Here is a 20,247-nt window from a genome sequence, read left to right on the forward strand (position 1 = left end):
GTTGGGTGTGGGGACGGGGGTGCTACTGGGTGGGCTCGTGCTGGGCCGCCCCCTCGGCCTCGGCCCTCAGCTGGTCGCGCAGCTCACGCTTGACGATCTTGCCGTAGTTGTTGGTGGGCAGGGAGTCCACGAAACGGAACTCCTTGGGCCGCTTGTAGCGGGCGATGCGCTCCAGGCACGACGCCGCGAGCTCGTCGGTGTCGGGCCGGTCAGCACCCTCGGCGGTCACCACGAAGGCCACCACGGCCTCGCCCCACTCGGGGTCCGGTCGACCCGTGACGGCCACCGCTCCCACCGCAGGGTGGTGCAGGAGGGCTTCCTCGACCTCGCGGGGATAGATGTTCATCCCGCCGCTGATGATCAGGTCCTTGGACCGGTCGTGCAGGGTCAGGTAGCCGTCCTCGTCGAAGGCGCCGACATCTCCCGTATGCAGCCAGCCGCCGCGCAGGGTCTCGGCCGTCGCTTCCGGGTCGTCCCAGTAGCCCGGCATCACCACGTCGCCGCGCACGAGGACCTCACCGATCTCACCGGCGGGCAGGTCCTGGTCGTCCTCGTCGACGACGCGCACCTCGACGTCGGTGCGCGGCACCCCGACGCTCTGCAGGCGGTGCTCGTGGCGCGGGTGGTCGGACTCGGCGTGCTCGGCCTTGGACAGGGCGGTGATCGTCATCGGCGTCTCGCCCTGGCCGTAGATCTGGGCGAAGCGAGGACCAAGGGTCTGCAGGGCGTGCTGCAGGTCGGCCAGGTACATCGGGGCGCCGCCGTAGATGATCGCCTTGAGGTTGGCCAGGTTGGCGCCCACCAGGTCCGGGTCATTGGCCAGCCGCCGGATCATCGTGGGCGCGGCGAAGAAGGTCATCCCGGACCAGTGGTCCAGCAGGCCCGCGATCTCGGCGCCGTCCACCCCTCCGGACTCCGGCAGCACACTGGTCGCTCCCCGCCCGATGTGCGGCAAGCCGTAGATCCCCGACCCGTGCGACAGAGGAGCGGCCTGCAGGACGCAGTCCTGGGCGGAGATGGGGTCGAGATCCGCGTAGTAGCTCAGGGAAGCCATCAGCAGGTTGCGGAAGGTGAGGGTCGCACCCTTCGGGCGTCCCGTCGTGCCGCTGGTGTAGAACAGCCAGGCTGCATCTTCCGGGTGGCGGTCGACCCGCGGGTGCGGGTGCGCCGAGAGCAGCCGCTCCCAGTCCGGCCCCGGCGCCACCACGACCGTCCGCAGCGAGGGGATCGTGCCCACAAGGGAACTCACGTCCTCGGCGTGCTCCTCATCGGTCACGACCGCCGCGGTGCCGCTGTGCCCGAGGACGTAGGCGATCTCGTCGCGGTGCAGCCGGGCGTTGACCGGCACCGCCACCAGCCCGGCCTGCCAGACCGCGAACTGTGCCTCGAGATACTCCGGCCGGTTGCGCATCACGATGGCGACCCGGTCCCCGGTGGCCAGGCCCAGGGTCTCCCGGAGTCCGCCGGTGAGGGCGGCCGACCGCTCTGCCCACTGCCGCCAGGTCGCGTGGACGCGCTCGCCCTCAGCGATGGCTGGCGCGTCTGGACGCTGCAGGGCGTGCCGGTCCAGCCACGTCGACAGATTCATCCGACCGTCCACCTTCTTTGGTGTCGCTGCTGGGGTGCAGGATCCCCGGCATGACGGCATCGTAGTGGAATGCGATTGACCGCGCGCCAGGGCCGAGAGCGGCTGGAGACCCACGATCACGGGGTGCTCAGCACGGTGCATCCCGAGCGTGGGGTGGACGCCGTGCCCGTCGTCTTCGCGGTGTCCGGGGACCTTCTCGGCATACCCGTCGACTTGGTGAAACCCAAGGCCTCCACACGGTTGAAGCGCGAGAAGAACCTGCAGGCGGACCCGCGGGCGAGCCTGCTCATCCAGCACTGGGACGCACAGGACTGGTCGCGGTTGTGGTGGGTCAGGGCACAACTGCTCTGGGCGCCCGCCGCCAGCGCCGACACCGAGTCGACGCTGGCGGAGTTCCTCGCAGCGCGCTACCCCCAGTACCGGGCCAAGCCGTTCGCCCGCGTGCTGGTCTTTGACCTCGTGGGCGTCAGCGGCTGGTCCGCGGCCGACTAGCCACGTTGCCTCGCGCTCCCCCGCCGCGGGCGTGGAGTCGCTGTCGCGGGGCCTACCAGGCCTCGTGCGCCTGCTCGGCCGGGAGGCCGCAGTCCTGCCGGATGCTGCCGGCGAGCTCCCGCACACCGGCGGCACGGTCCTCCTGACCCACCTGGTCGAAGATGTCGGACATGACGAGCATCGCGCGGAACTCCAGCTCACGCAGCCCCTCCCGACGGGCGCGGGCGAGACCCTCCTCGGCCCTGGCCAGGGCTTGACTGGGGTCGGCAGCACCCTCGACCCGGGCCAGGCCGATCAGACACACCACCCTGTCGGCTTGCTCCCGTTGCTCGATCGCCTCCTCGAGCGATTGCAGCAGCAGTTCGTGGGCCGCCTCGGCGTCCCCCTGACGGAATCTCAGCTGCCCGAGCAGCCCGCCCAGCTCACTACGCAGCACATGGTTCGAACGTTGCTCCGCGAGGGTGATCGCCTCGAGGAGCAGCGGCTCCGCCTCCTCCAGACGCCCCCGGCGCAGTTCCAGCATGACCAGGTTGCGCAGCGAGAAGGCCCGGGAGTCCGGAGAGCCGGATTCGGCGAGAAGCTCGCGGAGCACGGCTTCGGCCTGCTGGTATCGCTCGAGGAGCAGCAGGATGAGGCCGACATTGCTGCGGATCGTCCGCCCTCGTGCGGCATCGCCGGCATCCTCGCAGCGGCGGCGAGCGACCGCCAGGTGGCCCCACGAACGCAGGAACTGGCCACGAAACATGAGCAGGTTGGTGTAGTTGTTGTGGACGACGGCGAGGCGGGCCGGATCGCCGGAGGCGAGGGCCAGCGAGCGCGCCCGCTCCCACTGCTCCACCGCTTCCTCGTGGTCACCCAGCTTGCCGGTGATCCGGGCCAGCGACTGCATGGCGGTGGCCGCGGCGCCGAGGTCACCACGTCGCTCGGCGACGAGCACAGCGCTGCGGTGCAGCCGCTGCGCGAGGTCGGGCCGGCCCCGGCCGGTGAGAGCGTTGCCGCCGAGGATGTGCGACAGGCCGGTGACCTCCTCGTCCGCGGAGGGCGGTGCCTGTTCGACCTCGGCCACCAGCGGCTCGGCGGCGCTGTCCAGCCACTGATTGGCCTCACGCACGCTCTGGAACCGCGACTGCTCCCGGTCGCTACCGCCGAGAGCATCGACGGCCTCGACCTGGGCCAGGTAGTAGGCCAGCAACCGGTGCTGCATCTGCTCCCGCTCCGCCGGGCCCACGTCCTCCGCCCGCTCCCGGGCATACACCGCCAGCAGGTCGTGCTGGTCCACCCACCCATCGTGCAGCTGCGCCAGGTTGGCACGGACCAGACCTTCGACTGCTGCCCTGGTGGTGCCCACGTCGGTGTCGGTCAGCGCGGCCAGCCCACCGACGTCGACGCGGTCACCGCGGGTGACCCCCAGGGCGGTGAACAGGTGTAGCTCCCGAGGACCGAGTGCTTCCACGGACCACGAGAAGACGGTCCGGGCACTGGCCATCGGGTCGCCGAGGTCGAGCCAGTCCAGGACGTCTCCGGAGCCGCCAGCCCGGGTGGCCGGATCGAGACCGGTGGGCACGGTGTCCTGCCGGAGCCGCAGTGCGGCAACCCGCAGCGCCACCGGCAGACCGGCGCACCGGTCCGCCACCCGTCGCAGCGCATCCCGATCAGCGGCCTCGGGATCGCCCGACAGGGACCGGAGCAGGGTGACGCCGTCGTCGGGCTGGAGCGGACGCAACGCCAGGTGGTGAGCATTCTCCCGGGCGAGCACCCCACCCAGGTGGTCCCGGCTCGTGACGAGGCTGAGGCATCCCGACTCCGGCGGTAGGAGCGGGCGCACCTGCTCGGCGTCACGCGCATTGTCCAGGAGGACGAGGACCCGGCGCCCGGCGACGTAGCTGCGGTAGGTCGTGATCCGTTCCTCGGTGTCCTGCAGACCGATCACCGATCCCCCGAGGCCCCGGATGAACCGGTCCAACACGGCGTCCACCGACGCCGCCGGCGCAGGCCCGTAACCCTGGAGGTCGACGAAGAGCTGCCCGTCCGGGAAGTCCCAGCGGTGCGCGGTCGCCCAGGCGACGGCTAGCGCGCTCTTGCCGACGCCCGGCAGGCCGGTGATCACGGCGTGGCGGGCCCGGCCGGGCGCCAGCGCCCGGTCGAGGTCGGCGAGTGCCACCTCGCGACCCACCAGCGGCACCGAAGGCGGGAGTTGGGCGGGCGCCGGCCGGATCCCCTCGGGGTGCCGGCCCGCCTGGTCCGGCCCACCCAAAGGAACCGTCGACGCCCCGCCGGGGGTCACCGGACCCTGCCCGCTGAGCACAAAGTCCTGGACCCGCCGCAGGTCCTCGGACGGCTCGAGCCCCAATTCCTCCACCAGCTGCTCGCGGGTCCGCGCATAGACCGCCAACGCCTCGGCGGGACGCCCCGCCTGGTGCAGCGCCCGCATCAGGTGGACCTGCAGCGGCTCCCGCAAGGGATGTTCGGTGGCGACACGTTGGAGGTCGGCCAGGACGTCGAGGTGCCGTCCACGGCGGATCTCGGCATCAAAGAGCACTTCCGTCAGGTCCAGCCGCAGGGTGGCGAGCCGTTCCGCCTCGTCGGCCAGGAGCGGGACGTCCAGTCCGGGATAGGCCGCACCGTTCCACGGGTCGGGCCACTGGCCCAGCCCCTCCCGGGCCAGGTCCGCGCGTTGGGGCACCCCGGGATCGGTCGCGAGGGCGCGACCGGCCAGCCGCTCGAACCGGCCGGCATCCAACTCATCGGGCTCGACCCGGAGCAGGTACCCGTGGTGGTCGACGACCAGCCGGTCCGGCCGGTCCAGCGCCCGGCGAAGCCGGTGGGCGTGCAGGTGGAGTCGGGACTGGGTCCGGTCGTCCCCGCCGTCGGCGGTCCCCGGCCACATCGCTCCGGCGAGCAGGTCGAAACTCACCACCTGGCCAGCGCGGGCCAGCAGCACCCCGAGCATCCGCTGCCGAAGGGCGCCGCGGGGGTGCATCCACTCGCTGCCGCAGCGGTAGCCCACCCGACCCAGGACCTGAAACTCCATGAATCCCTTTCCGCCTGTCGACGATAGCCCTGCCGCCCGCGACGAGCGAGGGGTTTGAAAGCGACAAGAAAGCGGGGACACCCACCCTCGGGTCATGGGATTCACAAACACGGGGGTTGACCGACGTGTCCTCACCCGGTGGCAGGTCTACGGCGTGTGCCTCGTGATGTTCCTCGAGGGACTCAGCTCCTCGAGCATCAACGTCCAGGTGGCGGCGGTACGGGCGGACCTGTCGCCGGGTCCGGTGGGATTGCAGCTGGTCGCCACGACCTTCCTCATCGCGTATGCAGCACTGCTGCTCCCCGCGGGCCGGCTCGCCGACTGGCTGGACCGGCGCAAGGTCTTCCTTTGCGGCCTGGGGCTCTTTGCGGTGGGCAGCCTCGCGGGCACGCTCGCCCCGACGGTCGAGGTGCTCATCGGCGCCCGCCTGGCACAGGGCGCCGGCGCGGCCCTGACCGCACCCGCCGCGCTCGCCCTCATCACGGCTCCGTTGCCAGCCGGTGCGGAACGGAACCGCCTCGTCGCGCTCTATGGCGCGCTGGGGGCGGTGGGTTTCTCGACCGGCCTGGTCCTGCCCGGATTCCTGGTGACCCACTACGGCTGGCGCAGCAGCTTTGCCGTGCTGCTGCCGTGCGTGCTCCTGGTCGCGGCGCTGACCTGGCGGGTGCCGTCCAACCCGACCGGGCGAGGGGGCGACAGCGCCTCCCGCCCCGACCTGTGGGGCACCGTCGCCCTCTTCGGCCTCATCGGCGGGGCCACCTGGATGCTCGGTGCGCTCCGCGACCTGACCGCTCCCCTGGCGCTCAGCACCCTGGCGGTTCTGACGGTGCTGGCCACGGTCGTCGTCCGTCGGGGCCGGACGGTGCCCGACCGTCTCCTGGTGCGGGACGTGCGCCGGGCGATGGCTGCCCTGGCGGGCGCGTTCGCCGGGGTGCTGGCCTCGATCTACGTCCTGACGCTCGCGTTGCAGGACTGGCACGGGCTGACTGCCTTCACCGTGGGGCTGCTGGTGTTGCCGCAGCCGGCCTGCTTCGCCCTGCTGGCGCGCTACGGCTCCGCGTGGGTGAACCGCTCGGGGGCGGTGCTGCCGCTGCTGACCGGTCTGGCCCTGATCACCGCGGCCACCGGCTCCCTGGCGCTGCTCTCCCCGACCCATCCGTCGGTGCCCCACGTCCTGGTGGCGATGGCCGGTGTGGGGGCCGGCCTGGCGCTGGCCTACCCGGCCGCCTCGATCATGGCCGTCAATGCGGCACCGGAGAGCCTGCGGGGCAGCACGGCGGCGGTCCTGACCACGGCCCAGAATGTGGGCGGCAGCGCCGGCCTGGCACTGGTCACCGCCCTGGCCCTGGTCCCGCAACCGGACGCACCGGGCAGCCTCACCGCGCCGATGGTGGTCTGCGCCCTCATGGTCCTGGCCGGACTGGTCCTCGCCCTCCGCGCTGGGCGGTCGACGAATCCACAGTCACCCGACCCGCAGTCATCCGACCCAGGCTCAGCCGACCAGGTCGGCGTGCCGGAGCACGGGTGATGCGGGGCGCGCGGGACGAGACGTTGGTGGTCGCTGACCTGGACGGCACGCTGACCTTCGCCGGGGACCGCCCGGAGCCGGTCGTCCTCGCGGCGTGGGACGCGCTGATGGCCATGCCCGGGGTCCGTGTGGCCCTGGCCACGGCACGCTCTCCGCGCTGCATACGCGGCTGGTTCGGCCCGCGGGTCAGCCAGATCGACCTGGTCTGCTGCAACGGGGCGCTGGTCGTGCCTGCTGCGGGGAGGGTGACGTCGAGTCCCCTGCCGGTGCGGGGCCTGCACCCCGTGGTTTCCCGGCTGGAGCACCTCGGCGTGGGCTACTGCCTGGAGTACGGCGACCACTTCGTGGCCAGCACACCGCGGGCGCTTCCCTGGATGGGCACCCGGCACCGCCGCCTGCTCCCTCGAGGCCTGGCACCCCGCCTCGAGGGGGTCCTGAAGCTCAGCGTCGCCTCGGCGGAGGCGGCACACGCTGCAGTGGTCGGCGTGCCGGGCCTCACCGTCCTCCCGCACGCAACGGGCGACGGCGACGTGCTGGCTCGCGGCGTGGGCAAGGAGGTCGCGGTCGCCGACCTGCGCCGCCGTGGTGAGCGCCTGGTCGCCCTCGGCAACGACGCGAACGACCGCGGTCTGCTCGGGGCGGCCGACGCCGCATACCTGGTCGGTGGCGGCCTGCGGGACCTGGATCTGCTGCCCCACGTGCGGCGCGTCCCGGCTGTCTCAGACGCCGTGGCGCAGGTGCTCCGCACCGTGGCCGCCCACGCTGACAGGCGCCCAGTTACGGCGTGAGCGCCCGGTCCAGCCCCTCGGCGAGACGCTCCACGGCGCCGTCGACGTCGGCCCACTTGTCCAGCCCGAAGAGTCCGAGCCGGAAGGTGGAGAAGTCCTCGGGTTCGCCGCACATCAGCGGCACCCCACCGGCGGCCTGGATGCCGACCTGGACGAACTTCGCCCCGCTCTTGAAGCCGGGGTCGTCCGTGTGCACCACGACCACCGTGGGCGAGGCGAAGCCGTCGGCGGCCACCGAGGCGAACCCACGGTCGGCCAACAGCGCCCGCACCTTCTGCCCCAGGTCGACCTGGGCCTCCCGCAGGGCCGGCAGTCCCGCCTCGACGGCCTCCTGCATCACCTCGACGTTGTGCGCCAGGGCGTCGGTCGGCATGGTCGCATGGTAGGAGTGGCGACCCTCGGCATACCCCTCGGCGATGCCCAACCACTTCTTCAGGTCGGCGGAGAAGCTGGTCGAGGTGGTCTGGTTGATCGCCTCGCGCGCCGCCTCGTTGACCATCACGTATGCCGCGCCGGGCCAGCCGCTCCACCCCTTCTGGGGGGCGGTGATCAGGACGTCGACGGCGAGGTCCTTCATGTCGACCCACAGGGCGCCGGAGGCGATGCAGTCCAGCACGAACAGTCCCCCGGCCTCGTGGGTGGCGCGGGCGAGCTCGCGCACGTAGTCGTCCGGCAGCAGGATGCCGGAGGCCGTCTCCACGTGGGCGGCGAGCACCACGGCCGGTCGCTGCTCGGCGATGGCGGCCGTGACCTCCTCGATCGGCGGCGGCGCCCAGGGCGAGGGGTGGCTATCGCTCGTGGGCCGGGCGGTGAGCACCGTGGTGTCGTCGGTGATCGCGCCCATCTCCAGGATCTGCGACCAGCGGTAGGAGAAGAACCCGTTGCGCACGATGAGGCAGCGCCGGCCGGTCGCCAGCTGACGCGCGACGGCCTCCATGCCGTAACTCCCACCACCGGGCACGATCGCCACCGAGTCCGCGTGGTAGGTGGTCTTCAGCAGGTCGATGAGCTGCTGCATCACCCCCACGAAGCGCTGGGACATGTGGTTGAGCGCGCGGTCGGTGAAGACGACGGAATACTCCAGGAGCCCGTCCGGGTCGATCTCAGGGCGAGGAAGGTGCATACCTCACGCTATCGCCCACGCCCGGTCCGCCCGCCACCACCCATGGCAGCGTGTCCGGTCCCCGCGCGACCACTGGACCAACGGCATGCCGCGGGAACCGTCAGGATGGGCAGGACGTCGAAGCGGTGATCCAGCCACGGCGGCCGGCCTGGCTCGTGAGAAAGGGTATCCATGACACAGTCTTCGCAGGTCAGGAGTCGGGTGTGGCTGGCGGCGGGATGCGCGCTGATCGCGGGCGTCGCCCTCGGGGCCGGCGGCGCCCGAGCGCTCGGCGGTGACGACGGACCGGACTCAAGTGCCACCGTGACACTGCCCGAGCAGCTCGACGGGATGCGACCCGAGGCGGACGTGATCGCCGAAGTCGTCGGCGGCTCGGACAACGCCGGGGCCCAGGAGACGGTACGGAAGCGGCAGACCGTCCGCGACGAGGCCACGGTCACCCTGTCGGCCGCGTACGGCGGCGCAACGACTGCCGGTGCTGCCTACTCCGACGACGAGCTGGAGACCTCCGTGACCGTCTTCGCGGTCGCCGCGACCTCGCCGGGTCTCTGGTCCAGCCAGGACACCGAATCGGCACCGGAGATCCTCAACCTGGCGACCCCGATGGAGTGGGTCGAGGTGGACGGGGACGCCCAGTGCCTGACGCGCCCGCAGACGCCCTACCGGGAGGGCACGGACCCGGCGGACATCGAGTCCTACGTCGTGCGGTGCCAGGTTTCTGCGGAGGACCACACCGTGATCCTGGAGGTGCAGGGGTCGCAGATGCCGCCGGAGCGTGGGCTGGAGCTGGTCCAGCTGGCGGCCGACGAGGTCGAGATCGGCTGACGTCACGCCGGGCGCCCACCGTCTCGGTCGGTCGGCTCGAACTCCCACCGCCCGTCCTGCCGTACCAGCCGGGCGCTGCGCCGGCCGAACGGCTCCGGGGCGATGACGGCCGTGGCCGACCAGGCTTCCAGTGCCACCGGTCGGCAGGTGATGGCGACGTAGGTCTGGTCGGGTCCCGCCGCCCAGAACGAGCGCCACGCCGGCTTGAACGGCAGGTGTCCCTCCGTCTGCACTGTGGCTTCGCAGTCGAGCGTCACGCAGGCCCGCCGACGGTCGTCCTGGTAGACGAGGAGGCAGCGACCGGTCCGCCGGATATCCGCGACCTTGCGCGACGCAGGGTCCGTGCCGAGCCGGATCAGCCCGTCGCGGGGGGCGAACGGTTCGAGCACCCGCGCCGCCGGCCCGTCTTCCGCTGCCGTGACCATCAGGCAGTACCTGCGAGAGTTGACGAACTCCCAGGCCCACCGGGCGATGTCGGCCGGGTCCGTCAGCTGCCTCCGCCGCGCCCAGGACCGGTAGGTCAGGGCCAACCGTTCGGTGATCTCTCTGCGCACCCGATCGAACCTACCCGCCGACCCGCTCCCCCCGTCCGGGATCGAGGTCAGGTCCTCCTCGGGTCGTGCCGTCACCGCGCCGGTGCAAGACTGGATGGGCAGCGGCCGATCACCGGCCCGCACGAGCAACGGAGCACGTCATGGCACACGGCGACATCACGCACATCGACATCCCGGTCTCGGACCACGCCCGGGCCACCGAGTTCTACCAGGCGCTGTTCGGCTGGGAGATCGCCGAGGTGCCCGGCTTCGAGGGCTACCCGATGTGGCAGGCCCCGAACAAGATCAGCGGTGGCGGGCTCGCCCCGCGCGACGAGAGCTTCACCCAGCCCCGCTCCTACGTCGAGGTCGACTCCATCGACGACACCCTCGCCGTGGTGGCCGAGCAGGGCGGCACCGTCGTGCAGCCCAAGCAGCCGATCTCCGAGACCAGCTGGTGGGCCTTCTTCGAGGACCTCGACGGCAACGTCATCGGGCTCTACGAGGGCACCACGGACTCCGGCGTGGGAGACACCCCGTGAACTCGCCCTGCAGCCATGTCGAGACGACCCACGAGGTCCAGCCTTCGGGCCACGGCTGCGAGGAGTGTCTTCGCGACGGGGGCTCGTGGGTGCACCTGCGGATCTGTATGACGTGCGGTCACGTCGGGTGTTGCGACAGTTCCCCCGGCAAGCACGCGACGGCCCACTGGCAGGACCACGGCGACCACCCACTCGTGCGATCGTTCGAGCCGGGTGAGGACTGGTGGTGGTGCTACGTCGACGAGATCGCCTTCCGGGTGCCGTCGGCGCCCCCTGCGCCGTCCTACGAATAGCTGGTTCGCTTCGATCTACACCGGCGGCGCGTCGGGACGCCGTGGCCCCAGCCGCACAACGGTCCGTCGGACACGAGCAAGGCGGGACTACCCGCGCGGACCACGCCTCTCGAGGAAGGCCCGGGCGTTCACCGCGACGTCGCCGTGCAGGAACGAGGCGACCATCCCGCTCGTGAGGTCCTGCACGTCCCAGGCCTCCTGCTCCAGGAGCATGGCCTTGGTCCGCGTGACCGAGTAGGCGGACGAGGAGGCGAACGCCTTCACCATCCGGAGCAGGTGCTGGTCCAGTTCCTCGGCCGCGAGCACGTCCTCGACCACCCCGCGCCGCAGGCACTCCCGGGCGTTGAGCGCGCGCCCCTGCAGGAGCACGGACCGCGCCGTCCCGGGCCCACCGATCTGCGCCAGCCGTCGGGCCGTCACACCGTCCGGCACGACCCCGAGCGTGGCCATCGGGATCTGGAAGCTCACGTCGTCCCGGGCGACCCGTAGGTCGCAGGCCAGTGCGATCTCGGCGCCGCCACCGGCCACGTGCCGCTCGAGGACGGCCACCGTCGGGTGCGGAAACGTGACCAGGCTGAGCAGGGCGCGGGCGACCCGCTCGCAGAACCGGGTGGCCTGCTCGCGGCCCTGCGTCGCGGCCAGCACCTCGTTGAGGTCCGCGCCCGAGGAGAAGACCCCGCCGGCGCCGCGGAGGGTCACCACCCGGAGCCCGTCCCGGTCACGCAGTTCCTCCAGGATCTGCCGGAGCTGGTCCCACATCGGGCCGGTGACGGCGTTGTGCTTGCCGACGTTGTCGATCACCAGGTGGGCGACCGCACCGTCGACGGTGCAGGTGATCCGGCCCGCGGACCGGTCCGCGGCGTCAGTCACCGGCGCTCTGCGCCTCGTCCAGCAGCCGCTGACCGTCCTCGACACGTTCCGCGAAGGACTTCCAGGCGGTCTCCTTGGACAGTTCCTGCCACTGTTCGAAGGCCGCATCGTCCATCTCGACGACCTCCACGCCGGACTCCTTGAGGACGGCCGTGGCCTCCGTCTCGTCCTCGCTCGCCATCGCGTACGCCTCCGGCTGCAGCTCCTCCGACACGCTCTGCACGATGTCCTGCTGCTCCGGCGAGAGCTTGTCCCAGCTCTCGTTGCTGATGATCAGCGGGTTGGCGATGAACCAGAACGAGTTCTCGGTGGAGGCCGTGTAGCTGTCGATCTGCTCCTGCAGGTTGAAGGAGATCGTCGACGACGGCGAGGTGCTCACTCCGTCCAACACCCCGGTCTGCAGGGCCGAGTAGATCTCGTTGGAGGGCAGGCTGGTGATCCCCGCGCCGGCCGCCTCGAGCACCTCCTCGGTGGCACCGCCGGCGCCGCGCATCACCATGCCGGGGCGGATGTCGTCGGGAGTGACGATCGGGTCGCCCTTGGTCGCGAAGATCCCCGAGCCCCACATCCAGATGAGGATCTTCACGCCGTGCTCCTCGGTGATCTCCTCCACCGACTCACCGATCGTGGAGGTCCCCCACGCCTCCGCCTGCTCGTGGTTGCGGATCAGGCCGGGCATGAGCGTGATGTCGAACGCCGGCACGTGCCCCGCAGCGTAGGACAGCGGGAAGACCGAGGCGTCGACCGAGCCGTTGGTCATCGCCGAGTACTGCTCGGTCGCCTTGACCAGGCTGGCGTTGGGGTAGACCTGGACCTCGATCGAGCCGTCACTGCGCTCGCTGACCTCCTCGGCGAACCGCTGGGCGATCAGCGCCCGGTGATCCCCGTCCCCGTCGACGCCGACGTCGGGCCACTGGTGCGAGAGCCGCAGGGTCACCGCGTCCTCGGCACCGCCGCCGCCGCCGGAACCACAGGCGGTCAGAGCGAGCAGACTGACGAGCGGAAGGCATACCAGGGCTCGCCGGAGGGTGAGGGTGGGTGTCATGGGTCGTCCTTCGCTGTGCGGGGAGGTCGCGGCGCCGTGGCCACGCTGGTGGTGGGTGGTTGATCAGTGGTGGCCGAGCTGGGCGAGGACCTCCTCGGTGTGTTCGCCGAGCACCGGAGGGGGCCGCCTGACGTCGGGGAGCTCTCCATCCAACCGGATCGGCCCGCGGAGCAGTTCGACGGGCCCGAGCCCCGGGTGCTCGACCTGTGCGGTGATCCCCAGCGCCCGCACCTGGGCATCGGCGAAGACGCCCGCCATGTCGTTGATCCTCCCGGCCGGGATCCCCACCTCGGCGAACCGGCTCAACCAGTATGCCGAGGGTTGCGTACAGAGTCTCCGGTTGAGTTCCTCGGTGAGCGACCCACGGTGGCGCACGCGGGCGTCCTGGTCCCGGTAGTCGGTCGAGTGTATGAGGGCCTCCAGGCCCACCACCTCGCACAACGACTCCCACTGGGCCTGGGTGGCAGCGGCGATATTGATGCCGGTATCCGCACACTCGAAGACCCCGTAGGGCGCGATGACCGGGTGGTCGTTCCCGGCCGGTCCCGCGGACTCCCCGAGGGAGAGGAAGCGTTGCGTGTGGAAGGTCAGCACCCCGATCACGCTCTCCAGCAGCGAGACCTCGACGGATCGAACCGGTGCCTGACGGGCGTGGCCGGCAAGAGCGGCCGTGGTGCCCAGCGCCGCGAACATGCCGGTGAGCAGGTCGGCGATCGGCACCCCGGCACGGGTGGGCTGTCCGTCCGTGCCGGTCACCGACATGAAGCCACCTATGCCCTGCGCGATCTGGTCGAAGCAGGCGGCGTTCTTTAGCGGGCCGACCGGTCCGAACCCGCTGACCCTCGTCAGGACGAGCCCGGGGAAGTCCTGGCGCAGCACCTCGGGTCCAAGACCCATGTCCTCCAGCACGCCCGGGCGGAAGTTCTCGACGAGGACGTCCGCGGTGCCGAGCAGCTCGCGCAGCACGGACATCCCCTCCCCGGAACGCAGGTCCAGCACGACCGATCGCTTGTTCCGGTTGACCGAGACGTCATACAGGCTGGTGTCCCCGTCGAAAGGTCCCCAGGTCCGGATCATGTCCCCCTGTGGCGTCTCGACCTTGACCACGTCCGCGCCCAGGTCGGCCAGCAGGGTGCTGCAGAAGGGGCCGGACAGCGCCCTGCTGAGGTCGATGACGCGGATGCCGTCGAGCGGGAGCGGGGCCGAGGACATGGACCGAGGTTAGGGCGGCGGGGAGCGTGGTCACCATGTGTCGAACCACATCATCGGGACACGGTTCATGGTTCCCACCCCATGAGTTTCGGTCAGCCTTCCTGCAACCTCCTGAGCCGGAGCGCCACCTGGAGGTCGACGAGGCGTTCCGGCTCCTGCCAGTCCTGTCCGAGCAGGTCGGCCACCCGACCCAACCGCTGGGTCACCGTGTTCGGGTGCACGGTGAGCCTGGTCGCGGCCTCCCGGAGGCTGCGCCCGGACTCCAGGTAGCACTCCACGGTCTCGCGGAGCCGGCTGCCGCGGCGGGCGTCGTACTCCAGGACCGGGCCGATGCTGCGCGCGATGAACTCCGCCGGCGAGTTCCCCTCCCCCTTCCCGAGCAGCAGACCGAGGTACCCCAGGGCACCGATCGTGGCCCATCGCTGGCGACCTCCCAGCGCCTCCCGGGCGCGGAGGCAGGCGCTCGCCTCCTGGAACGCCTGTGGGAGGTCCGCCAGCCCGGTCACCGGCCGACTCGCCCCGATCGTGAAACGGTCGAGGCTCGCACCCAGCCGCTCGTCGAGGTCCGCAGCGGCCTGCTCCTCATCGGTCCCCCGGATGATGACGACCGTCTCGGCACCGGCGTGCGAGGCGAACCCGCCCCGGGAGGTCGCGAAGCCCCGGACCTCCCGGAGCGACTCCTGCCCGGCGTCGACGGTCGAGACGGCGAGGACGATGAGGTCCGTCCCGTCGACCAGGCCGACCTGGGCAGCCCGTTCCCTGCTGAGCGGGTCGGCTCCCTCGGCTGAGACGAGGGCGCGGACCAGGTCGCTGGTCATCCGGCTGCGGGCGTCGTCGACAGCCCGGGCACGGGTGGCCACGAGCGCGAACACCACGCCGGCGCGTTCCAGGGTGCGCACCTCGAGCGGCATCAGCGTGGGCGCTTCCGGTCGGGAGAGCGCGATCCCGCCCAGCACCTCCGACCCCGCCGACACCGGCACGATCCACCGGGCGCTGCCGTCTGCCCCGGCGGACTGCTGGGCGCGACCCGAACGACAGATCTGGGCCCACTCCTCGGCCCCGATCCGGAACGTCGCGTCCAGCGTCGTGGGCTCGCCTCCGGAAGGGGCACCGTCCGGGTCGAGGGCCACGCACCGGGCGCCGAGGATGTCGGCGACAGCACCGACGATCTCGTCCGGGCCCGCCCCCCGGAGAACCAGGGTGGTGAGCCGGTCGTGGGCGACGGCCGAGGACTCCAGGTCAGCCTTGCCCGCCCGCAGCGATGCGTTGGCCTGCCGCAACTCGGCCACGGCCCGTTGGTTCTCCTCGTGGAGACGGGCGCTGTTCAGGGCGAGCGCGGCGAGGCTACCGAGGGTCGACAACGTGCTGACGTGAGACATGTCCAGCTCGGTGCGTCGTCGGTAGCCCGCCATCAGGACCCCGATCACGTCCTCGTTGCGGAACAGGGGCACACCCACCATCGAGACCAGGCCCTCCGCCCGCACGGAGTCGTCGCCCAACGGGTCGTGCCGGATGAACTCGTCGGCCAGGTAGTCCTGCGTGATGTACGGGCTGCGGGAGTCGGCGACCCTGCCGGTCAGTCCGGACCCCGCGGGCGTCCGCTGTTGGCGGAAGGCCTCCGTCAGTGCACCATCGAGGGCGCGCACGGACTGATCCCCGACCGCCTCGGTCCCCTGCAGGTTGACGTGGGCCAGATCGCAGTTGAGCAAGGTCCTCGCGGTGGACAGCACGGCCTCGAGCAACTCGTCGAAGGCCTGCACCCGGAACAGTCGCTCCGCAGCGGTCAGCAGGAGGCGGAGTTGGCGAGCCTCCTCCAGGGTGCCGCCGTACGGACCTGAACCCATGCGTTCCTCACAATCCACGCGTGCACCGGGCGCACCCCACCGTAGCCGCGGCATACACCAGCGGTATGCCGTGCCCCGCCGGCCGCCCGAACGCGCACCGAGGACTGCCCTCGGCCCGGCACCCGAGGACCCCGGTGGGTGCCCTGCTGAGCCCTACCGTGATGGGATGCGTGCCGTCGACCGCGCTACGCCTCATCCGCGTGAGGGACCGAACCTGATGCGGATGGCTCCGACGGCGCGCCGCGAGGCCGAAGACCTGGCCGGACAACGGCCCGCCGGACCCGCCCGTTGGCCCCACACCGACGTCGCGCTGCTCCAGCGGAGCGCGGGCAACCGGGCCACCGTCCGGCACCTACGCCGGTTGCCCCGGGTGCTGGTGTCCCTCCAGCGGACGCCCGAGACGGATGCCTTCCGTGCCGACCCCACGCCCCGGACCAGCAGCTCCCCTGATCACCTGCTGCTCTGGAACTACCCGGTCGACGAGGCGGCGATGCACCCACAGCACCAGGCGCAGGTCGCGACCTTCCTCGACCGCGCCGGCACCGCGTGGTTGCACGCCGGGACGTCGGTCCGGGTCGTCGGGTGGGCCAGCCCCAGCGGCAGCGCCGCGCACAATGCGATCCTGTCGGCCGAGCGCGCGTCGGTAGCGGCCAGCGTGGTGCGGCGTCTGCGGCCCGGCCGCCGGGTCGACCCGCGGGGCGCAGGCATCGGCAGCCCACAACGCTCGCCCGACCCGATGGTGCAGATGGCGATGGACCGCAGCGTCGAGATCGAGATCGTCCTCCCCCGGCGTGCCGAGATCCCTGATGTGGAGCGCCACCGACGCCAGGCCACGGCATACCTCAAAGCCCAGGTGGGCGGTGTCGTCGGCGGGTCCTTCGACCAGATCTGGACCCCGACGGCGACGGGCATCGTGTACCTCATGCCGAGGAACCCGCTGGACCTCGGCGCGCCCGACCACTACGGCTCCCACGTCCCGGACGGACCGACGACGGCGCGGCCGGCGTCCACGGTGATGCCGGGACATCAGGGCACCACCTATCTGACGCTGGCCGGCATGCTGGACAGCGCCTTCCGCAGGAACGGGGTCCTGACGCCGGCCATCGTCCGGCAGACGGTCGATCGGTTCCTGGCCGAGGCGCGGGCGGCACGGGCGCGGATGCAGCAGCGCCTCCTCCAGCTCCAGGTGCAGACCAGCCAGGGCGGCGGGTCCATGGTGGCCGACGGGTTGCGCCGGTTCCGCGCCTTCGAAATGACCGGCCTAGCCGGGGACCCGTCCTGCGTGTGGCGCTACCTGGATGACTGACCCGCAGACCGCGAAGGGTGTCCGTATGCAGTGCCGCCGACGCAGGTCTTGTGGCCGGCCTACAGTCCGGTGCTCCCAACACTGTGGGCGACTGCCATCGCATCAACCCGGTGGTGCCAGCACGCTGGACCACACGCCCAGCGCCGGGCCGCACCGCTCCGGCCGGGCACCCCAGGTTCGCCGAGGAATGCGAGGAAGTCATGTACGACTACGTCATCGTTGGAGCAGGGTCGGCCGGGTGCCCCTGGCCGCCCGGTTGACCGAGGACCCAGAGGTCCGGGTGGACCTCATCGAGGCCGGCGCACCGGATACCGCGGACGAGATCCACATCCCCGCGGCCTTCGGCGCCCTGTTCAAGAGCGAGTGGGACTGGGACTACGACTCCGAGCTGCGTCATCCTCGAGGGCTACCGGCTGTCCGAGAGCTCGCCGGTCGCCTCGTTCAACCACCCGCACCGGACCCGCAAGCCCGGGACCGTCGGCTTCGCTGTGCGTGACGTGCAGATGCGCGTCGTGGACCCGGACGGCGCCGACCTGCCCGACGGGGGAGGTCGGGGAGATCCTGATCAAGGGCCCCAACGTGATGAAGGGCTACTGGGGGTTGCCCGACCTCGCGGTCCGCGACGCCGAGGGCTACTTCACCATCGTGGACCGCAAGAAGGACCTCATCATCCGCGGTGGCCTGAACGTCTACCCGCGGGAGGTCGAGGAGGTCATCTACGAGCACCCGGCGGTGGCCGAGGCCGCGGTCGTCGGCAACCGCACCCCGAGCTGGGTGAGGACATCGCCGCGGCGGTCGCGCTCAAGGCGGGGTGCACGGCCACCCCGGCGGAGATCCAGGCCTTCGTGCGGGAGCGGATCGCTCCCTACAAGTACTCGCGGGAGGTGTGGCTGCTCCCCGAGCCGCCGAAGGGACCGACCGGCAAGATCCTGCGCCGGGAGGTCCGCGCCCCGGTCGGCTGACCGCCTTCCTGGCGGTGGGTGGGGACCCGGATGGGCAGGCCGGCGGCGCAGGCCCCGCTGCCCGTTCGGGCGCCCGGGCTGCCCGTGTTGAGCGCTTGTTGAGGCCCAAGGGACACGATCGTGGTGCCAGAGAACACCATGCACGTCCCGAGGGGAAACCATGAGTGCACCAGTCACCACCTATGTTCACGGCGCGGACCCGATCTCCCAGGCCGGCGTCGTCAGCCAACTGCGCGGCAGACCCGAGGTCCGGGTCGTCGAGGAGGCGGGGCTCGACCAGGCGACCGTCGCCATCGTGGTCACCGAACAGATCGACGAGAACACCACCCGCGTGCTGCACGCCCTGCGCCGGGGCGACCTGCCGCACCTGATCGTCGTGGCGACCGCGATCGACGACGCGGGCCTGGTCACCGCCGCCGAGTCCGGCGTGGCCGGGTTACTCCGTCGCCGCGACGCCACCGGGGAGAACCTGGTCCGGGTGATCACCCGGGTGCAGGCCGGTGAGGGCGAGGTCCCCGGCGACATGCTGGGCCGCCTGATGACCCAGCTCGGCCGGCTGCAGCGCCAGGTCCTCACGCCCCGCGGGCTGACCTTCACCGGGCTCACCCCGCGGGAGGTCCAGGTGCTCCGCCTGGTCGCCGACGGCCACGACACGGCGGAGATCGCCCGGGAGCTCTGCTACAGCGAGCGCACCGTCAAGAACGTCCTCCACGACCTGACCACGCGGCTGCAGCTGCGCAACCGTTCCCACGCGGTGGCATATGCACTGCGCGAGGGTCTGATCTAACGCCCGGTCGAGAGGTCGCCGTCCAGCATCGTCTCGAGGCTGCGCACGGCGCTCTGGCACAGGACATGGAGCTGTCGGTTGGTGAGCGGGTGCCGCGCCACGCGGTGCCAGGACTCGAGTTGTGCCACGGCCTCCTGCCGCAGCTGCGCGGGCGGGGCGTCGGGGACACCCAGCCGCGCGGCGACGCCGGTCCCGGACCCGCCGAACAACCGCTGCAGCGTCGCGGACCGCTCGGCCGGCAGCTCGAGCGCCCCGGTCCGCAGCTGTCCCAGCAGGTGCAGCTCCTCCAGTTCGTGCGAGCTGGAGACCAGGTGCTCCACCTCGCCGAGCAGGTCCGCCGCGTCGGGCCAGTCGCCCCGGTGCAGCACCGAGCGCAGGCCGGCCAGCACGGACTGGGCCCGCAGCAACCTGCTGCGCTGGGTGAACTGGACGGTCAGCAGGGTGCGCAACTCCTGCAGCCCCGACCGCTGCCGCAACCCCTCGGCGAGCTCGGTCGCGGTGCCCGCCTCACCGCTGCCGACCAGGTGCACCGCCACCCGCACCCCGAACAGGCCGAACCGGCGCAGCAGGTGCTGGCGCACCTCCGGCCCGGGGTTGCGCGGTGCGGGGTTGCGGCCGAACCGGTCGGCCGTCAGCAACAACTTCCCCACCTCGTCCTGCGGACCGCCCGCGATCGCCGCGAGGGCGGCGAACTCCGTCTCGCGCAGTGTCGCCGAGGCGTGTCCCAGCAGCCCGTTCACCGGGACCACGGTCGGGCACACCCGACGCACCCGCGGGTCCTCGGCATACCGCTGGGCGACCCGGGTGGCGACCTCCATCGAGTCCAGCCGGCACGAGCCGATCTCGTCGGCCCGGGACAGTGCGCCGACGGTGTTGACCGGTGTCCCCTCGGTGACCTGCCGGTCCCGGAAGGCCTCCATGAAGTTCAGGTCGCTGGCGTGGGCGTGCCGGAGCAGGTAGAGGACCGCGTCGGCGACGGCGACCGTCCCCACGTCGCCGGTCAGCGCCTCGTGGGTGCGGGCCGACACCTCGGTCGAGAGCGAGGCGATGCCCGGGGTGTCGACCAGGGTCAGCCCCTGCAGCCGCCGGGTGGGCCAGCGCACCTCGAGGTGGTCGATCTGCTCGGGCGCGAGCCCGCCGAGGTCGATGCTGAGGGCGCCGTCGTCCCGCCGGAACGGCCGGTCGACCACCGGCCCCTGGCGGGGGTGCAGCCGGACCCGGGGCGCCGCGCCGTAGCCGTACCAGGTGACCACCCGGGTGCACTCCCCCGCGTCGGTCGGCGCCAGGTTCTCCCCGACGAGGGCGTTGAGCAGGGTGGACTTGCCCGCCTTGACCCGGCCCGCGATGGCCAGCCGCAGCGGGCCGTCCAACCGCTCGCGCAGCGCCACCAGTTCCTGGGACAGCTGCTGAGTCGGGGCGCGCTCCGCGGCACGGTCCACGGCCGCGCCGACGCGTGCCACCAGGCTCTCCGCCACGAC

19 protein-coding genes are annotated in these 20,247 nt (G+C 71.7%); 10 read left to right on the top strand and 9 right to left on the bottom strand.

What is annotated here, in order from left to right; genetic code table 11:
• Positions 1 to 22: 22 nt before the first annotated feature.
• On the bottom strand, positions 23 to 1,588 hold the full coding sequence (locus FB467_RS14850; RefSeq protein ID WP_141785789.1) for an AMP-binding protein: 1,566 nt from the start codon (positions 1,586 to 1,588) through the stop codon (positions 23 to 25).
• Between the two features lie 69 nt (positions 1,589 to 1,657).
• Between FB467_RS14850 and FB467_RS14855 the strand changes: the two genes are divergently transcribed.
• The gene (locus tag FB467_RS14855) at positions 1,658 to 2,080 is read left to right on the top strand and encodes a PNPOx family protein (protein ID WP_141785790.1); all 423 of its coding nucleotides are present in this window, start codon (positions 1,658 to 1,660) and stop codon (positions 2,078 to 2,080) included.
• A gap of 52 nt (positions 2,081 to 2,132) precedes the next feature.
• On the opposite strand, the gene FB467_RS14860 is transcribed toward FB467_RS14855, so the two are convergent.
• Complete coding sequence (locus FB467_RS14860; protein ID WP_141785791.1) at positions 2,133 to 5,111, bottom strand: AfsR/SARP family transcriptional regulator; 2,979 nt, start codon at positions 5,109 to 5,111, stop codon at positions 2,133 to 2,135.
• Between the two features lie 94 nt (positions 5,112 to 5,205).
• Here FB467_RS14860 and FB467_RS14865 point away from each other — a divergent pair, with 94 nt between their 5' ends.
• Together FB467_RS14865 and FB467_RS14870 are read left to right on the top strand one after the other, a co-directional pair.
• The gene (locus FB467_RS14865; protein WP_141785792.1) at positions 5,206 to 6,639 is read left to right on the top strand and encodes an MFS transporter; all 1,434 of its coding nucleotides are present in this window, start codon (positions 5,206 to 5,208) and stop codon (positions 6,637 to 6,639) included.
• Between the two features lie 26 nt (positions 6,640 to 6,665).
• Entirely contained in the window at positions 6,666 to 7,427 is a 762-nt protein-coding gene (locus tag FB467_RS14870) for an HAD family hydrolase (RefSeq protein WP_170230764.1), read from the top strand.
• Here the strand turns inward: FB467_RS14870 and FB467_RS14875 are convergent.
• Entirely contained in the window at positions 7,417 to 8,550 is a 1,134-nt protein-coding gene (locus FB467_RS14875; RefSeq protein ID WP_141785794.1) for an aminotransferase class V-fold PLP-dependent enzyme, read from the bottom strand. The two genes, FB467_RS14870 and FB467_RS14875, sit on opposite strands and share 11 nt — an antisense overlap.
• Before the next feature lie 171 nt (positions 8,551 to 8,721).
• Between FB467_RS14875 and FB467_RS14880 the strand changes: the two genes are divergently transcribed.
• The gene (locus tag FB467_RS14880; protein WP_141785795.1) at positions 8,722 to 9,375 is read left to right on the top strand and encodes a hypothetical protein; all 654 of its coding nucleotides are present in this window, start codon (positions 8,722 to 8,724) and stop codon (positions 9,373 to 9,375) included.
• Positions 9,376 to 9,377: 2 nt separating this feature from the next.
• Here FB467_RS14880 and FB467_RS14885 read toward each other — a convergent pair whose 3' ends face one another.
• On the bottom strand, positions 9,378 to 9,929 hold the full coding sequence (locus tag FB467_RS14885) for a pyridoxamine 5'-phosphate oxidase family protein (RefSeq protein ID WP_141785796.1): 552 nt from the start codon (positions 9,927 to 9,929) through the stop codon (positions 9,378 to 9,380).
• A gap of 140 nt (positions 9,930 to 10,069) precedes the next feature.
• On the opposite strand from FB467_RS14885, the gene FB467_RS14890 reads away from it, so the two are divergent.
• Entirely contained in the window at positions 10,070 to 10,450 is a 381-nt protein-coding gene (locus FB467_RS14890) for a VOC family protein (protein WP_141785797.1), read from the top strand.
• Complete coding sequence (locus FB467_RS19395) at positions 10,447 to 10,743, top strand: UBP-type zinc finger domain-containing protein (RefSeq protein ID WP_141785798.1); 297 nt, start codon at positions 10,447 to 10,449, stop codon at positions 10,741 to 10,743. Before FB467_RS14890 ends, FB467_RS19395 begins: the two co-directional genes overlap by 4 nt.
• Before the next feature lie 87 nt (positions 10,744 to 10,830).
• Here FB467_RS19395 and FB467_RS14900 read toward each other — a convergent pair whose 3' ends face one another.
• From FB467_RS14900 to FB467_RS14915, 4 genes are all read right to left on the bottom strand, one after another.
• Positions 10,831 to 11,613 (bottom strand): enoyl-CoA hydratase/isomerase family protein, encoded by a 783-nt coding sequence (locus FB467_RS14900; RefSeq protein WP_170230766.1) that lies wholly within the window; start codon positions 11,611 to 11,613, stop codon positions 10,831 to 10,833.
• Complete coding sequence (dctP, locus tag FB467_RS14905) at positions 11,606 to 12,658, bottom strand: TRAP transporter substrate-binding protein DctP (RefSeq protein ID WP_141785800.1); 1,053 nt, start codon at positions 12,656 to 12,658, stop codon at positions 11,606 to 11,608. Before dctP ends, FB467_RS14900 begins: the two co-directional genes overlap by 8 nt.
• A gap of 63 nt (positions 12,659 to 12,721) precedes the next feature.
• Positions 12,722 to 13,870, bottom strand: coding sequence for a CaiB/BaiF CoA transferase family protein (locus tag FB467_RS14910; RefSeq protein ID WP_141785801.1), 1,149 nt, complete (start codon positions 13,868 to 13,870; stop codon positions 12,722 to 12,724).
• Positions 13,871 to 13,962: 92 nt separating this feature from the next.
• A complete protein-coding gene (locus FB467_RS14915) occupies positions 13,963 to 15,714 on the bottom strand; it encodes a helix-turn-helix domain-containing protein (RefSeq protein ID WP_170230768.1) in 1,752 nt (583 codons plus the stop codon).
• 223 nt (positions 15,715 to 15,937) lie between these two features.
• On the opposite strand from FB467_RS14915, the gene FB467_RS14920 reads away from it, so the two are divergent.
• From FB467_RS14920 to FB467_RS14935, 4 genes are all read left to right on the top strand, one after another.
• Positions 15,938 to 17,020, top strand: coding sequence for an OmpA family protein (locus FB467_RS14920; protein ID WP_141785803.1), 1,083 nt, complete (start codon positions 15,938 to 15,940; stop codon positions 17,018 to 17,020).
• Positions 17,021 to 17,258: 238 nt separating this feature from the next.
• Entirely contained in the window at positions 17,259 to 17,516 is a 258-nt protein-coding gene (locus FB467_RS19470) for a hypothetical protein (RefSeq protein WP_342354722.1), read from the top strand.
• Positions 17,434 to 17,982 (top strand): AMP-binding enzyme, encoded by a 549-nt coding sequence (locus FB467_RS14930; RefSeq protein WP_342354734.1) that lies wholly within the window; start codon positions 17,434 to 17,436, stop codon positions 17,980 to 17,982. The genes FB467_RS19470 and FB467_RS14930 overlap by 83 nt, the downstream gene beginning before the upstream one ends.
• Before the next feature lie 160 nt (positions 17,983 to 18,142).
• Complete coding sequence (locus tag FB467_RS14935; RefSeq protein ID WP_141785804.1) at positions 18,143 to 18,769, top strand: response regulator transcription factor; 627 nt, start codon at positions 18,143 to 18,145, stop codon at positions 18,767 to 18,769.
• Here FB467_RS14935 and FB467_RS14940 read toward each other — a convergent pair.
• Positions 18,766 to 20,244 (bottom strand): dynamin family protein, encoded by a 1,479-nt coding sequence (locus FB467_RS14940; protein WP_141785805.1) that lies wholly within the window; start codon positions 20,242 to 20,244, stop codon positions 18,766 to 18,768. The two genes, FB467_RS14935 and FB467_RS14940, sit on opposite strands and share 4 nt — an antisense overlap.
• Positions 20,245 to 20,247 lie beyond the last annotated feature (3 nt).

This window comes from Ornithinicoccus hortensis, from assembly GCF_006716185.1.
Taxonomy (GTDB): Bacteria; Actinomycetota; Actinomycetes; order Actinomycetales; family Dermatophilaceae; genus Ornithinicoccus; species Ornithinicoccus hortensis.

Coding starts and splice junctions, on each gene's coding strand:
- FB467_RS14915 (WP_170230768.1), bottom strand. CDS start 15,714: ATGGGTTCAGGTCCGTACGGCGGCACCCTGGAGGAGGCTCGCCAACTC.
- FB467_RS14935 (WP_141785804.1), top strand. CDS start 18,143: ATGAGTGCACCAGTCACCACCTATGTTCACGGCGCGGACCCGATCTCC.
- FB467_RS14880 (WP_141785795.1), top strand. CDS start 8,722: ATGACACAGTCTTCGCAGGTCAGGAGTCGGGTGTGGCTGGCGGCGGGA.
- FB467_RS14910 (WP_141785801.1), bottom strand. CDS start 13,870: ATGTCCTCGGCCCCGCTCCCGCTCGACGGCATCCGCGTCATCGACCTC.
- FB467_RS14920 (WP_141785803.1), top strand. CDS start 15,938: ATGGCTCCGACGGCGCGCCGCGAGGCCGAAGACCTGGCCGGACAACGG.
- FB467_RS14855 (WP_141785790.1), top strand. CDS start 1,658: ATGCGATTGACCGCGCGCCAGGGCCGAGAGCGGCTGGAGACCCACGAT.
- FB467_RS14890 (WP_141785797.1), top strand. CDS start 10,070: ATGGCACACGGCGACATCACGCACATCGACATCCCGGTCTCGGACCAC.
- FB467_RS14865 (WP_141785792.1), top strand. CDS start 5,206: ATGGGATTCACAAACACGGGGGTTGACCGACGTGTCCTCACCCGGTGG.
- dctP (WP_141785800.1), bottom strand. CDS start 12,658: ATGACACCCACCCTCACCCTCCGGCGAGCCCTGGTATGCCTTCCGCTC.
- FB467_RS14860 (WP_141785791.1), bottom strand. CDS start 5,111: ATGGAGTTTCAGGTCCTGGGTCGGGTGGGCTACCGCTGCGGCAGCGAG.
- FB467_RS14875 (WP_141785794.1), bottom strand. CDS start 8,550: ATGCACCTTCCTCGCCCTGAGATCGACCCGGACGGGCTCCTGGAGTAT.
- FB467_RS14850 (WP_141785789.1), bottom strand. CDS start 1,588: ATGAATCTGTCGACGTGGCTGGACCGGCACGCCCTGCAGCGTCCAGAC.